A 13940-nucleotide genomic window follows, 5' to 3' on the forward strand; every position below is an offset into this window, starting at 1 on the left:
GTTGCTTGTACTCCCGGGTTGTCTCGTACATAACGCGCGAAGCGGACCGTTTGATCGACCACCGCCAGTTCAGAATTACGAGCGAGATTTGCATTTGGAGCTAATGGGAAGCGCCGAGGGTGTTCCCTGTCGATGTGGACTCGTTGTCTATCGGCCCAGAACTGGATCTGTTGATCTGAGGGTATAGGTGGACAAAGAATCGTCGTGGAAGGTGAGTTACAACTCATGGCTATCACTACCTCTTTCACATCTCGTTGATCTCAGTTGGCTGGATTTCGATTGCATCCAGCAACGGTTCAACAGTTAGAATTATAGCCTACATTCCAATGGTCACCGCCGACAGCTGTGTAACCTGCCGGGCGCGCCCTTAACTTTCTGAAATATCGAAAAATAAATTTTCGCGCTTCACCTAAGCTTCTGATTTGCAGTTCTCCTAATCGACTGATTTTTAAGAAGTAGCGCATGAAGAGACACTGCCGTCCCTCAGCTGCCAGAGAAGGATGATCAATCACTGCAGTCAATCTGTTCAGCGGACAACATCGCCAGATTAGCCTGGCATAACGAACCTGTCGTCCGTATCCCCCTCAATGCCGACACTCTCCTCGGTCGAGCGACCCACGCTCGCGATAGCAATACGATCGAAGTCCAAGGTGTCCCGATCCGCCTTGAGGGCGTAGCTGCTCCCGAACTCAAAGAAAAATCGGGCCGAGCCTCCAAACGACGCGATGCAACACATCATTGCCGGCGGATGCTTGTGCTGCGAACTGATGGGCGAGCGAACCGATGGCCGTGAGGCGGTCATTGCCGTTTCCTGGGTCTTGTCGCTCGCGATAACGATGGACCATTCCTACACGCTTGCCGCTTCTATCGGCTACGCGGAACAGCTCATCGAGAAGGCGAGCAAGGGGCAGCTCGCCGATGCGCTACGCCTACTGACTATCAATGTGGGCTACGTAGGGTTTTCGATTCACTGCAGCGTGTCAGACGTTAGCTGGCCGCCGCCAACCGCTCCGGCTCCAACGCCTTGAGCGTCTCAAACACCCCGTCGATCACGTTCTCGCGCCCAGCGAACAGCTCATCCGGTCCTCCGGCGTGCAGATGACTGAACGGCGGCTCGTAGAGCGCGGCGGCCTCGATGACGCCGCGAGCGCTGAGCTGGTCGATGATCAGCTCGATAAAGCGCATTTGCGCTGATGTGAGGCTGCGGTCGTTGAGGTAGCGGGAAAAGGCTGCTTGAGCGGCTTGCCGGTCCATGCCAACAAGACTTCGCACGAAGTGCACCAGTGAGGGTGTGCCGCTGCGCTCCAGCAGTCCCGAGAGTAGCGTCTCGCCGTCGTCTTCGCCGATCTTGACCAGGGTGGTTTCCAGGCTCTCCAGATCCATCGGGGTCAGCGGCTGATTGGTCCGCAGCCGGTGGATGACGATGTGGTCGAGGTGATTGGTCAGGTAGTCCTTGACCTTCTTCTCGTACTGCACGCCGGTCATCGTCGGGATCGCGACGGTCGCTTCGTCGCGGACGCCGAGCACTTCATCCTTGAAATCGGTGTAGACGATCTTGCGCTTGGTCTTGTCCAGGAAGGGCACGAGCCCGCGCAGTCGCAGCCGCAGCTCCTCGAGCTGACTCAGGCCGATCCCCTCCCAGAAGGCCGCCTCCTGCAGTGCGCTCAGGTAGCCGAGCTGGTCGTTGACCACCGGGATCGCCGTCTTCTCCTCCAGCAGCATCGCGATCTCGACCACGCGCTGGCGCAGGCGCTCGAAGGTTGCCGGATCGGTCTCGGCATGCGCTAGCTGCATCCGCAGCGCGGTCAGATCGAATAACCGGGATTCCAGGTCCTCGGTCTCGCGCTCGGAGGGCAGCGTCGCCACCTCGCGCTGCAAGGTCTCGCGGTCGGATTCGCTGAGATCGTCCCAGGACGCCCGATCCTGGAACCGTTCGACCTGCTCCAGGTGCATGCGCACGATGAAGTTGTCGCGGTTCATCGCCGCCACCTCGGCATGCAGATTGTCGGTGAGCGTGATCAACAGGTCGGCATCCGGGTCCAGCTCCGGTGTCGTTTGGATGTGGCCGAGCAGTTGCACACGGGCGCGGAACAGCCGCGTCCCCAGCGGCGCACTGCCGCTCACCTCGATGCCCTCGGGGCGCTCGCGGAAGAAGTCGAAGTTGAAGCAGACATCGAAGACGCGGAAGTCCTGCTTGTCCTCGCCGGGGCCGAACAGGTTCGGACAGAGCCGGGTGCCACGGCCGATCATCTGCCAGAACTTGATCTTCGAGTAGACCGGCTTGAAGAAGACCAGGTTGGCGATCTCGGGCACATCGATGCCGGTATCGAGCATATCCACTGAGATGGCGATGTGCGGGGGCTTGTCTGGCTGCGAGAAGTCGTCGATCAGGCTCTGCGCGTAGCTGGCGTAGTTGTCGATGACGCGGGCGAACTGGCCCTTCAGGTGCGGGTAGTGCTGATTGAAGCGCTGTTCGATGAAGACCGCGTGGTCGTGATTGCGGGCGAAGATCACCGTCTTGGCCAGCCGATCGCCGCCGGCGACCTTGTGGCCGTGCTCCATCAGATGTTGCAGCACCTTGTCCACCGTGTCGGTGTTGAACAGCCAGCTGTTGATCGCGGCGGCGTTGACGCGATCCGGTAAGGGCTCGCCGTCGGCGTCGTCGCCCCAGTCGAGCGCCTCCCACTGCGCCTTTTCCTCATCGCTGAGGCTGTCGTAGTCGATCCCCTCGCGCGGGAAGCGCAGGTCGATCTGCTGCACCTTCGGCGGCACCAGGAAGCCGTCGTTGACCGCCTGCTCCAGCTCATAGGCGTCGGTGGGCACACCAGGCTCCAAGTCAAAGAGCGCATAGGTGTTCTTGTCCACCTCCTCGCGCGGGGTGGCGGTGAGGCCGACCAGCAGGCTGTCGAAGTAGCGGAAGATCGCGCCGTACTTCTGATACACCGAGCGGTGGGCCTCGTCGATGATGATCAGGTCGAAATGGCCGACGCCGAAGCGGGCCTCATGGCCCTGGGTCTGATCGATCAGCCCCATCATGGTCGGATAGGTGCAGACGTAGACCCGGCCCTCGGTGTCCTTCTCGGTGACCAGATTGACCGGGCTCGATTCGGGTAGGTGCAGCTTGAAGGCGTTACAGGCTTGGCGGACCAGGGAGACGCGATCGGCCAGGAACAGCACCCGCTTGGCCCAACCGGCGCGCTGCAGCACATCGACCAGCGCGATGGCGGTGCGGGTCTTGCCAGTGCCGGTGGCCATCACCAGCAGCGCCTTGCGCAGCGCGGCGCTGAACTGGGCGAAGAGGCTGCCGAGGGCGCGTTTCTGGTAGTAGCGCCCAGCGATGGCGTCCTTGATCTGGGTGACGTCCAGGGCCTGACGCTGACTGCGGCGCAGGATCAGCCGGGCCAGTGCTTCCTTGTTGTAGAAGCCGGCGATCTGCCGTGGCGGGTAGGCTTGGTCATCCCAGAGCCAGGTGCGGTAGCCGTTGGTCATGAAGATCAGCGGGCGCTGGCCGTGCATCTGCTCCAGGCCATCCGCATAGAGCTTGGCCTGCTGCTGGCCGCTGTGCGGGTCGACGCTGGTCTTCTTGGCCTCAACGACGGCAAGTGGCTTGCCATCGTCGCCCCAGAGCACGTAGTCGGCGTAACCGATGCCCTGGGTCGTGGGCAGGCCCGTGACTTTGACTTCCCGGTTGTTGGGCTGATCCAGCGCCCAGCCGGCGCGTTGCAGCTCGGCGTCGATCAGATAGCGGCGGGTGTCGGCCTCGGAGTAGTCGTGGGTATCGGGGACCTGCTCGGCGGCAGCACGCACCTCGGCGAGGCGGGTGCGAAGGGCTTGGACCTCGGCATCCAGGGCGTCGCGTTCCTGCTGCTGCTTGAGCGCTTCGGCCTGTTGAGCGGCGAGCTGGGCCGCGAGGGTCTCCAGCTCCGTGCGCGGGACGACGGCTTGGCTGTCGGGCGCTGGCGGAATCCGGTCATCGCTCCAGGCGGCCCCGGTGCGCGGGGCCTCGGGGGTGTAGGTGCGCACCAGCCAGTAGCAGACGTGGTGCAGCTCCCTGACCACCTGCAGGGCGTCCTGCTCGCGCACCGGGCGCGGGTTGTGGACGGCCTCGTTGCCTTGCTGTTGGATCAGGCGGGCCTTCAGGTAGACGGCCTGCGGGACCAGCCGCTGGAAGCTGGTCGCGTGCAGCAGCGCACCGAGGTTGTCGTCGTCGGGCGGCTGCAGATCGCGGTCGTGGCGGTAGAGCCAGTGGACGATGGCCTCCAGCGTGAAGCGGGCATGGAAGCAGGCGGCGCGAGGATCGCCCCAGATGTGGCCTTCCGCCTGGATCGCGGATGCTCGGATGTCGCGGAACTCGGCGGGCAGGAAGGCGAAGTTGGTCATAAGCAGCCCTCAGACGACCTCGATCAGTGACTCTCCCGAGCTCAATGCAGATTCGATCTCGGGCAGCACCTTCTCGAACCACTTTAACAGGGCCGGTCGCGTCGTATTGCCGACGCGCAGCCACACGACGGTCGCGCCATTCGGGCGCGTCGTGAGTAGGGTGACGAAGTCCTCGTCCTTGGTGACGATGGTCGCACCCGTCTCACCGGCCTGAGCCCAGATGTCACGATCGCTCGCTTCGATCAAACCGATGTCGTAGACGTGCTGCGCCTCGTGGCCCTTGCTCTCGAGCCACCGAGCTAGAGCCGGCGGCAATTGCGCATCCACTAGAAAGCGCACGATCAGGCGACTCGCAAGACGGGATGGTCGGCTTGGGTCGCCGCGTAGCTCAAGGCGGCGGATATGTCGCCGTCCTCGAGATAGGGATAATCCTCAAGGATCTGCTCTCGTGAGGCTCCCGCCGCGAGCATATCCAGGATGTCTTTGACGCGGACCCGCTGGCCCCGGATGCAGGGGCGGCCTCCGCAGACCTCGGGATTGACGGTGATTCGTGCTAGATCGGTCATGACAGTATCTTCCGGTCGTCATCGTCCATGCGTGGTGCGTTCCCCCGCTCCAGCAGCGCACCGAGGTTGTTGTCGTCGGGCGGCTGCAGATCGCGGTCGTGGCGGTAGAGCCAGTGGACGATGGCCTCCAGCGTGAAGCGGGCATGGAAGCAGGCGGCGCGAGGATCGCCCCAGATGTGGCCTTCCGCCTGGGTCGCAGACGCTTGGATGTCACGGAACTCAGATGGCAGAAATGCGAAGTTGCTCATCGCGCTCAGACCGTTGAGATGGTGCGCAATGAACTGGCATGGGGTCATCGCTGGGATCGGACACTTTTCATAGTCTGGCAAAGCAGTACATCACAGTCTAGAAAGACCCTCATAGGCCATATCGCTTCGCGAGGTAGGCCAGCTTGGAATCGTCCGTCAGCGCTTGATCACTGAAAGCCCGCTTGGCAAGTCGGCCTTGCCAGCGTTGCGAGAACGGTGGTCTCTCGGTGCGTTGCTGCTCTGGCGGCGGTCGATGAGGAAACTGGCGGATGATCCGGTAGGCGAGTCCCAAATACTCGCTGTCGAGTTGATCGATCTCGGTCTTCAACTGTTCACGACTGATGGTATTTGTGGTCATAGTGGTTGCGCCTCGTGCAGCGCCTGCTCGCGAAAGCGGGCAGGCAGGGAGGTAGACAACTGCTCGTCCGTTTCCAGACAGCCGACTAGACCCGCGTCCTCGAAGACCTCGAGTAGCGATCGTGGCTTGGCAGCGCTCGTGTTGTTCTCCGCCTCGGCTACGCTTGAGCGGTCCTTGATGAAGTCGATGAAATCGAGCACCTCGCGCGCCTTCTCTGGCGGTAGTGTCAGGCTTTTCTGATAGATGGTTTCAGCAAGAGTCATGGCGGCAATCACTCAAAGTTGGCCGTTGAAGGCGCGGGACTGGAGCGAGGCGAACAGGTTGTCGAGTTCGGCGAGGTGGGCGCGGAGACGGGTCTTCTGGCGCTCGATGGATTCGACGATGGTGGCGAAGTGGTTTTGTTCCGCGAGGGGAGGAAGAAGAATCTTGATCTTCACCATTCGCGTCAAACCCAAGTCCCTATTTGCTATTCCATGTGTGTATCTTTGCGACTGCACGTAGCAATAGTGGGAATTGAGCATAGACTCAAGCCATACGTTGTTGACTTTGTTCGCTATCGGCCTGAGCAGAGCCACATGCACCCAAACCGCGAAAGGTTCCGAAGTCCGCACTCGAGCTGCTATCCCCGTCGTGCCGCCTTTAGTGTAAAGAATGTCGCCCAACTCAGGCTTGCACTTCGTCCACTGTCTTTCCGCCTCTTCCTGATCGATGTACTTCAGATCATCCCAGATAACCTCTCCCGGCTTAATGTGGCGTGCGGACAAAAACGGGATGCCTGAATCTGCATACTTGGGGCTAACATGCGGGCCGTCCTTAGCGAAGTGCACAACATCACCGACCAGGCCCTGCGTCCACCCCTTCGGATTAGTAACCGGATCACCAAACAGCTCAAGAAAGGTCGATTGCAGCAGCCTGTCGAGCTGGGCGAGGGACTCGCGGCGCTTGGCCCGCAAGGCGTCTGCCGCATCCAGGATCGCCGCGATCCGCTTCTGCTCGGCAAGGGGTGGGAGGGGGACCTTGATCTTGAAAACTTCCGCCGGTCTAGCGCGGAGCAGCGACCCCCCAACTCCAGAGACTGTTCGCATAAAGACAGAATGAAACTCGTCCCCAACCAAGACCCAGCGGAGGTAAGGGGGCCAGATACCGTCGCTGCGAAAGACAATCCACTCGCCCGAGGCGATCTGGCGTTTTCCGTTCGCGGAACCAACAACCCATGCCCTACGAATATGCGGAACGATCCGGGAAAGCATCACATCGTTCGTTTGAACCTCCTTCTTGGATGATCCAATCTCCGATCCGCTGGCAATCTCTGGCGCACCTGCGTCAAACGCGGGGATGCTGTAAAGCTCGAAAACTTCGTCCTGATGCTTCTTGGGGTCCACCGAGCCCCCGCGCTGTAAGGCGATATCGCCCAGAGGGATGGAGTTCCACGTCATCGCGGTATCTCCGCCAATCCCTTCCGCACCAAAGCAATCTGCTCCTTGAGTTTCGCTAGCCGCTCCAGAATCACTGCTGGTTGTCATCGCGCTTCCCGCCCATGCTCTCTCAGCCATTGCGCAAACTGGGCCTGACTCATGGTTCCAGCGGCGACGGATAGCATGGCTTGCAGCTTTTCGGCCGGTAATGCCTCGATATCGTGCCCATTGAGCCGAAGAAAGAGCCTGGCGCAAACCCAAGCGGTACGTTTATTGCCGTCACAAAAGGGATGGTTTCCAGCAATGCGGGCTCCGTAGCAAGCGGCGATATCGTACAGATCGTCATCTTCGTAAAGGTACCGATGCCGGGGTGCGGCAAGGCTCGACTCCAGCATACCCTGGTCGCGAATCCCCTGAAGTCCACCATGTTCCGCCAGTTGTCGTTGATGGATGAGCATGACCGCATTGGCATCAAGCCAGATGGGTTCGATTTTGTTCATTTAGCCAGTTCGCGCAAAACCTCGCGATCCTCCTGCATGATCGTCTCGGCGACCTCCATTTGCCTTGTCAACTCGGGGCTTTGAGCGCTGAGCAGAATTCCCTCGGGCGTTTCTGTCAGGTGCAGCCTGTCACCTGCTTTCGCTTGTAGCAGGGCCAGCACTTCCGGCGGTAGGGTGACTCCGACCGAATCGCCGATCGCTTTGATCTCAAGTGTCATCATGGACTCCTCCGGCGATGCTCGCATTAAACGGACTGGGCGGCTGGTCATGCGTCATCCTTCGCCCCAGGCAGTTACAGTACATGCCGCGCCTCGATCTCACGCGCCAGCTCCTCTTCGCCGGGTAGCACGCGCAGGTACTTGGCGGCGAAGAGTTGCGCGTTCTCATTCAGTACAGAGTAGCGCACGATGGTCTCGTCGCGATCGGCGCAGAGAATCATGCCAAGCGTCGGGTTGTCGTCCGCTCCGCGCTTTAGGTCATCGAACAGGCGCACGTACATATCCATCTGGCCGATGTCCTGATGGCTGAGCTTGTCGGTCTTGAGGTCGATGAGCACGAAGCACTTGAGCAGGTAGTTGTAGAAGACCAGATCGACGTAGAAGTGGCTGGTCTCGGTGCTGATGCGAAATTGGCGGGCGACGAAGGAAAAGCCGCGGCCGAGCTCGAGCAGGAAGTGCGGGAGATCAGCCGGTAGTGACTCCAGCTCAATTCGCTACGCAGTGCGTAGCGATTTTCCTCGTCCGGAAACCTGAGGTAAAACTGGCGGAAATTCTTCAGGTTGGCGACGGAGAACCCCTTGCCGAACTCATCGCCTAAGCGCCGGGACAGCTCGTTGATGAGTTGGCTGCCATAGGCGGCCTTGGCTTGGCCGCCTTGCTCTTCCTCGACGATGCGCTGGCCGATCTTCCAGTAGGCATCGACCATGATGGCGTTGACGCTGGCGTAGGCACGATAGCGCGCCTTGGCGAGAATGGTGCGGATGTGCTCGAAGAAGGCTTCCGGCGCGTTGGCGATGTCACGGCTCATTGCAGCAGGGTCTCCAACTCCCTCCGCCCCTCAGCAATCTCCTCCTCCAGCTTCGCCAACCGCTCTAGGATCACCGACGGCGGGTCATACTCCACCGCCTCGTACTCGACCTCCTTGTAGCGGTTGATCGAGAGGTCATAGTCGTTGCCGGCGATCTCGGCCTTCGGCACCAAGAAACTCTGCTCGGTGCGCTTGCGCTCGGTCTCGGCCTCGCGGTGCTGCCAGCGAGCCAGGATATCTGGCAGATCGCTCTTGTCCGGCTGCGGGGTGCGCTTGTCATCGAGTGAGAAGCCGTCGGCGCGCATGTCATAGAACCAGACCTGATCGGTGCCGCCTGAGTTGGTCTTGGTAAACAGCAGGATCGCGGTCGAAACCCCAGCGTAGGGCTTGAACACACCCGAGGGCATGGAGATCAGGGCGTCGAGCTTTTGCTCTTCGACGAGCAGCTTGCGCAAGCTCTTGTGCGCCTTGCTGGAGCCAAACAGCACCCCGTCCGGCACGATGACGGCAGCGCGTCCACCGATCTGCAGCAGGCGCAGAAACAGGGCCAGGAACAGCAGCTCGGTCTTCTTGGTCTTGACGATCTGTTGCAGGTCTTTCGCGGTGGACTCGTAGTCGAGACTGCCGGCAAAGGGCGGATTGGCGAGGATCAGCGAGTACCGCTCGGCGTCGTCGCCAGCCTCGGTGACCGACTGGGCGAGCGAATCCTTGTAGCGGATATCCGGGTTCTCGACCCCGTGCAGCAGCATGTTCATACTGCCGATGCGCAGCATGGTGCTGTCGAAGTCGAAGCCGTGGAAGGTGCCCTCGTTGAAGCGGCGGCGCGAGGCCGGGCTCTGGTAGATGGCCTCGGCGTGATGTTGGCGCAGATGCTCCGAGGCGGCGATCAGGAAGCCTGCGGTGCCGCAGGCCGGGTCGCAGATGGTGTCTTTCGGCGTCGGTGCAGTCATCTCCACCATCAGCTGGATGATGTGGCGCGGGGTGCGGAACTGGCCGTTTTGCCCAGCGCTGGCAATCTTGCCGAGCATGTACTCGTAGAGATCGCCCTTGGTGTCGCTGTCGGTCATGTCGATGGCGTCGAGCTGATCGACCACATTGGCCAACACGCGCGGCGTCGGAATCATGAAGATCGCATCGCGCATGTGATGCGAGTAGGTGGAGTCGCCTTCCTGCTCAGTGCCACCGTTCGAGCCAATGGCCTTGATGAACGGGAAGACCTCGTCCTTGACCGTGGTGAACATCTGCTCGGGCGCGGTCTCCTTGAAGCGCGACCAGCGCAGCTTGGACTGATACTCCTGAAAGATCGGCTCCTCGATCGGCTTGCCCGTGCGGGCGGCCTGGCGCTCACGCAGCGTCTGCAGCTCATCCAGGCGCTTGATGAAGAGCAGGTAGGTTAGCTGCTCGACGACTGAGAGCGGGTTGGAGATGCCTCCTGCCCACATGCTGTCCCAGATGCGGTCGATCCTGGACTTGAGTTCTCCTGTGATCACGATTCTCTCCTGCTGATGATCATCGTCGTTGGATGCGGCGAGACGCCTCAACAATCCGCGCTCATCGCCGACGTGGCTGAGCGCATGATCCGTGTTATCCCGTCCCGGCAGCGCAAGCAAGCGCGTTCAGGTGCGCCGCAGGTCATGCACTGAGAACGGATCAAGCCGGCGCTACTCGCGGCCCGGACCTTCAACGCCTTCAACCAGTCCACAGCCGGACCAGGGAGCGGCAGCTCGCGACTTTCCCCAGTCTTCGTCCGGGCTGCAGGAATCCGCCAGATTGCGACATCGAGATCAAACTCACTCCAGGTCGCGCCGAGCAGTTCCATTTTGCGGCACTCCAGTGCAAGCAGTAGCAACACCGATCGATGATTGTCACGCCCAAACGCGGCGCCAGCTCCTCGGCTGGCTTCAAACAGTGTGCGCAATTGATTTTGCTAGAAGCTGCTTCATGCAGCAAAAATTGCGTGGTGAGCGCCCTAGCTACTCATCTAGCTACTCAAAATATAGCCGACAGCATCAGACAACGGAAGATTGAATAGGACAGATTTTCTAGCTTTTTCAAGCTTCTTTGCAGTCTATGCTGTGTGGAAAACCAGACCTGGAAACCTACTCAATATTCTGAACCTGTTCTCTCATCTGCTCGATCAGAACCTTCATATCAACAGCGGCACGGGTGACCGCGGCATCAGGAGATTTCGAGCTCAGCGTATTGGCCTCGCGATTGAGCTCTTGCATCAGGAAGTCGAGCCGGCGGCCGATGGGCTCTTCACTATTGAGGCTGTCGCGGACCTCGGTGATGTGGCTTTCTAGGCGGTCCATCTCTTCGTCGACATCGAGGCGTTGGGCGATCAGGGTCATCTCCTGCTCGAGCCGGGTCCCGTCGAGCTCGTCGCGCACCTCAGCGAGTCGGTCGGCGATGCGGGAGCGCACCGCGGTTAGGACCTCGGGCATCCGTTCGCGGACCTCGGCAACGCGCTCGAGAAGCTTGTCGCAGCGGTCGAGCAGTAGCGTCTTCAGGCGCTCGCCCTCGCGCTCGCGCGCTTCGACCAAGGCGACGAGGGTTTGGTCGAGTAGTTCAAGCGCGGCGCTGCTGAGGGCCTCCATGTCCTTCGGCGCCTCTTCGAGCATGCCGGGCCAACTCAGCAGGTCAAACATGTGCGGCGCCGCTGGCTCGCCGATGCGGGTGGCGACCTTGTCGGCGGCCTTGAGCAGCGCCTCGAGCAGCGCGGTGTTGACGCGCAGTTCCGCAGAGCCAGCGGAGCCGCCTGGCCCACCGCGCCCGCCTAGGCGCAGGCTGAGATCGATCTTGCCGCGACTCAGATGCTGACCCAAGGTCTCGCGCACCTTGGGCTCGAGGCTACGTAGGTCTTCTGGCAAGCGCAGATGCGGTTCGAGGAAGCGATGATTGACGCTGCGGACCTCCCAGGTCAGCTCGCCGGCCTCGGTACTGCGGTCTTGGCGGGCGAAAGCGGTCATGCTCTTAGCCATAGGTCTGTTTCGATCGGGTTGCGGACGTTGGCGCGATCATAACGCGATCAGGGTCGCTGGGCCTGGATGAAACCGATCAGCCGTTGCGCAGAGGCTCTCTTGGCGTTGCACCACGGATGGGCAGGATAGGTAGGATGGGCAGGTTGGGCAGCGTTGAACGCGCATCACCCCCGCTCACATGCGACAATCGGCGTTTGACTCGGAATCTCCGCTGGCGCGCGCGAGCACGGGCGCTGTCAACGCCATCACGACGCGCCGCCGGCCTTGCGCGTTCCTCGATCCGCTTTTCAATCGCGCGATCCGCAGCAATGTCCGCATCACAGTCTGCATTACCCTCTGGAGCCCCCCATGCGCCCGTCCGCCCGCCAACCCGATCAGCTGCGCCCGTTGCGCTTCACCCCCGGTTTTACGACCCAGGCCGAGGGCTCGGTCTTGGCCGAGTTCGGCGAGACCCGCGTGCTCTGCACCGCCAGTGTCGAGGAGCGTGTGCCGCCGTTCCTGCGTGGCAAGGGTCAGGGCTGGATCACGGCCGAATATGGCATGCTGCCGCGCTCGACCGGCGAGCGTATGCAGCGCGAGGCGGCGCGCGGTAAGCAGGGCGGGCGTACCCTCGAGATCCAGCGCCTGATCGGTCGCTCGCTGCGTGCGGCCGTCGACTTGAAACAGCTCGGCGAGCGCAGCATCACACTGGATTGCGACGTCATCCAGGCCGATGGCGGCACGCGCACGGCGGCGATCAGTGGCGCTTGGATCGCGTTGCAGATCGCCATCCAAGGGCTGGTCGCGCACGGCAAGCTGCAGCAGTCGCCGCTGAAACGACAGATTGCGGCGGTCTCGGTGGGTGTCTACGCTGGCACGCCGGTGCTGGATCTCGACTATGCCGAGGACAGCAGCGCGGATACCGACATGAACGTGGTGATGACCGATGACGGCGGGCTGATCGAGATCCAGGGCACGGCCGAGGCGGCGCCCTTCTCACGCACCGAGATGATCGCCATGCTCGACTTGGCGACGATCGGCATCGAACAGATCATTGCCGCTCAGCGCGCGGTTCTCACCGACTGAACGCGACGACCTCTTATGAACCGCAGATCGCGCAGATTGACACCGATGAAACCGATTCAAAGCGCGTCATGTTTGGCCGCTCAAGACTGCCTGGCAGAGGAACATGACGCATGACCTCTCAAGTTGACATCGACATGAACGCCATCGTCCTCGCCAGCGACAATGCCGGCAAGCTGCGCGAGATCGAGGCGCTCCTGGCCCCGGCCGGGCTGCACCTGATCCCGCAAGGCCAGCTCGGCATCGGATCGGCGGAGGAGACGGGCTTGACCTTCGTCGAGAACGCGATCCTCAAGGCACGGCACGCGGCGCGTTGCAGTGGTCGCGCGGCGATCGCTGACGATTCTGGGATCGAGGTCGACGCCTTGCGGGGCGCGCCCGGCATCTACTCGGCACGCTACGCCGGCGCCGAGAGTCGCGATGAGGCCAACTGCGAGAAGCTGCTGCAAGCGCTCGCCGAGCAGCCCGGCGCTGATCGCAGCGCTCGCTTTCAATGCGTGATGGTCTATCTGCGCCATGCCGATGACCCGACCCCGTTGATCTGCCAAGGCACCTGGGAAGGGCTGATCCTCGACGCACCCCGCGGCCAGCGCGGCTTCGGCTATGACCCCATCTTTGGCGTGCCGACGCACGGCATGAGCTCCGCGGAGCTGGAGCCGGAGACCAAGAATGCGCTCAGCCATCGCGGTCAGGCGTTGCGCGCGCTGGTCGCAAGCCTGCTGGAGCAGCCGACGCCCTATAACCTCAACACCCAGCCTGCAGACCGGGCCTGACGCACATGGCGGCGATGAGCTCGGGCGATACCCGCGTTGAGGATCTGCTCGGCTAGCGATCTCATCGATCGAGGTTGGGCATTTACCGACGGCGCCTTTGCTGCCGGGCTCGAAGCCGGCGAAGTCGTTGACCCAACAATGCTTGTATCGGCCTTCGCCGCGCTCATAGCGCCAGGGAGGCGGGGCGCCAATCGTCATGTCGATTGCAGCCTAATCATCTCACCCCGTCAACCGCGCCACCAGGGTTCCGACCTGATCGATCCGCTTGGCCGGATCAGTCATCTCCATCGTAAACCGCAGGGCGCCAGCGGCCTGATCGAGCTTGAAGTCCTTGGGCCGGGATTGTACCAGCTGGATCAATCGCATGTGATCGATATTCGGCTGCTCGCCGAAGACGATGCGCCCGCCCTTGGGGCCGGCCTCGATCTTCTTGATGCCGTAGGGCTGGACTTTGAGCTTCAATTCGGTGATCGCAAACAGGATCTTGGTTGGCTCCGGCAGCAGGCCGAAGCGGTCGATCATCTCGACCTGAAGGTCTTTCAGCTCGGCATGGTCGGCGGCGCTGGCGATGCGCTTGTAGGTGACCAGCCGGGTGTGGACATCCGGCAGGTAGTCGTCCGGCAGCAGGGCC

The 13940-nt window shown here is 61.6% G+C and carries 17 protein-coding genes and 1 pseudogene; 4 read left to right on the plus strand and 14 right to left on the minus strand.

Annotated features, from left to right (window positions below; all coding sequences use genetic code 11):
• Positions 1–725: 725 nt before the first annotated feature.
• Entirely contained in the window at positions 726–1028 is a 303-nt protein-coding gene (locus tag VBE63_RS19795; RefSeq protein ID WP_323684743.1) for a hypothetical protein, read from the plus strand.
• Here VBE63_RS19795 and VBE63_RS19800 read toward each other — a convergent pair.
• From VBE63_RS19800 to VBE63_RS19855, 12 genes and pseudogenes are all read right to left on the minus strand, one after another.
• Positions 988–4380, minus strand: coding sequence for a DEAD/DEAH box helicase family protein (locus VBE63_RS19800; RefSeq protein ID WP_323684744.1), 3393 nt, complete (start codon positions 4378–4380; stop codon positions 988–990). The two genes, VBE63_RS19795 and VBE63_RS19800, sit on opposite strands and share 41 nt — an antisense overlap.
• A gap of 9 nt (positions 4381–4389) precedes the next feature.
• Positions 4390–4719: a DUF5615 family PIN-like protein gene (locus VBE63_RS19805; protein WP_323684745.1), complete on the minus strand. Its 330-nt coding sequence runs from the start codon at positions 4717–4719 to the stop codon at positions 4390–4392.
• A 2-nt stretch (positions 4720–4721) separates the two neighbouring features.
• Positions 4722–4946 (minus strand): DUF433 domain-containing protein, encoded by a 225-nt coding sequence (locus VBE63_RS19810; RefSeq protein ID WP_323684746.1) that lies wholly within the window; start codon positions 4944–4946, stop codon positions 4722–4724.
• Positions 4943–5194: a DUF4145 domain-containing protein gene (locus tag VBE63_RS19815; RefSeq protein WP_323684747.1), complete on the minus strand. Its 252-nt coding sequence runs from the start codon at positions 5192–5194 to the stop codon at positions 4943–4945. The genes VBE63_RS19810 and VBE63_RS19815 overlap by 4 nt, the downstream gene beginning before the upstream one ends.
• Positions 5195–5303: 109 nt before the next feature.
• On the minus strand, positions 5304–5552 hold the full coding sequence (locus tag VBE63_RS19820; RefSeq protein WP_323684748.1) for a hypothetical protein: 249 nt from the start codon (positions 5550–5552) through the stop codon (positions 5304–5306).
• Positions 5549–5815 (minus strand): hypothetical protein, encoded by a 267-nt coding sequence (locus VBE63_RS19825; RefSeq protein WP_323684749.1) that lies wholly within the window; start codon positions 5813–5815, stop codon positions 5549–5551. The genes VBE63_RS19820 and VBE63_RS19825 overlap by 4 nt, the downstream gene beginning before the upstream one ends.
• A gap of 12 nt (positions 5816–5827) precedes the next feature.
• The gene (locus VBE63_RS19830) at positions 5828–6988 is read right to left on the minus strand and encodes a restriction endonuclease subunit S (RefSeq protein WP_323684750.1); all 1161 of its coding nucleotides are present in this window, start codon (positions 6986–6988) and stop codon (positions 5828–5830) included.
• Positions 6989–7071: 83 nt separating this feature from the next.
• Positions 7072–7467, minus strand: coding sequence for a type II toxin-antitoxin system death-on-curing family toxin (locus tag VBE63_RS19835; RefSeq protein ID WP_323684751.1), 396 nt, complete (start codon positions 7465–7467; stop codon positions 7072–7074).
• The gene (locus VBE63_RS19840) at positions 7464–7688 is read right to left on the minus strand and encodes an AbrB/MazE/SpoVT family DNA-binding domain-containing protein (RefSeq protein WP_323684752.1); all 225 of its coding nucleotides are present in this window, start codon (positions 7686–7688) and stop codon (positions 7464–7466) included. Before VBE63_RS19840 ends, VBE63_RS19835 begins: the two co-directional genes overlap by 4 nt.
• Before the next feature lie 71 nt (positions 7689–7759).
• Positions 7760–8176, minus strand: a complete 417-nt coding sequence (locus VBE63_RS19845; RefSeq protein ID WP_323684759.1) for a PDDEXK nuclease domain-containing protein — start codon at positions 8174–8176, stop codon at positions 7760–7762.
• 20 nt (positions 8177–8196) lie between these two features.
• A pseudogene (locus VBE63_RS19850) lies at positions 8197–8493 on the minus strand (DUF1016 N-terminal domain-containing protein); the annotation flags it as partial.
• On the minus strand, positions 8490–9983 hold the full coding sequence (locus tag VBE63_RS19855) for a class I SAM-dependent DNA methyltransferase (RefSeq protein WP_323684753.1): 1494 nt from the start codon (positions 9981–9983) through the stop codon (positions 8490–8492). The gene VBE63_RS19855 and the pseudogene VBE63_RS19850, both read right to left, overlap by 4 nt.
• A 15-nt stretch (positions 9984–9998) precedes the next feature.
• On the opposite strand from VBE63_RS19855, the gene VBE63_RS19860 reads away from it, so the two are divergent.
• Positions 9999–10136: a hypothetical protein gene (locus tag VBE63_RS19860; RefSeq protein WP_323684754.1), complete on the plus strand. Its 138-nt coding sequence runs from the start codon at positions 9999–10001 to the stop codon at positions 10134–10136.
• Positions 10137–10592: 456 nt separating this feature from the next.
• Here the strand turns inward: VBE63_RS19860 and VBE63_RS19865 are convergent, their stop codons facing one another.
• A complete protein-coding gene (locus VBE63_RS19865; protein ID WP_323684755.1) occupies positions 10593–11462 on the minus strand; it encodes a YicC/YloC family endoribonuclease in 870 nt (289 codons plus the stop codon).
• A gap of 360 nt (positions 11463–11822) precedes the next feature.
• On the opposite strand from VBE63_RS19865, the gene rph reads away from it, so the two are divergent.
• Together rph and rdgB are read left to right on the plus strand one after the other, a co-directional pair.
• Positions 11823–12539 carry a ribonuclease PH gene (rph, locus tag VBE63_RS19870; RefSeq protein WP_323684756.1) on the plus strand — a complete coding sequence of 239 codons (717 nt, stop codon included), beginning with the start codon at positions 11823–11825 and terminating at the stop codon, positions 12537–12539.
• 110 nt (positions 12540–12649) lie between these two features.
• On the plus strand, positions 12650–13309 hold the full coding sequence (gene rdgB, locus VBE63_RS19875) for an RdgB/HAM1 family non-canonical purine NTP pyrophosphatase (protein WP_323684757.1): 660 nt from the start codon (positions 12650–12652) through the stop codon (positions 13307–13309).
• A gap of 219 nt (positions 13310–13528) precedes the next feature.
• On the opposite strand, the gene VBE63_RS19880 is transcribed toward rdgB, so the two are convergent.
• Positions 13529–13940 (minus strand): TRCF domain-containing protein (locus VBE63_RS19880; RefSeq protein ID WP_323684758.1); only part of this gene is annotated, 412 nt, incomplete at its 5' end.

It is taken from the genome of Lamprobacter sp. (assembly GCF_034860625.1).
Taxonomy (GTDB): Bacteria; Pseudomonadota; Gammaproteobacteria; order Chromatiales; family Chromatiaceae; genus Lamprobacter.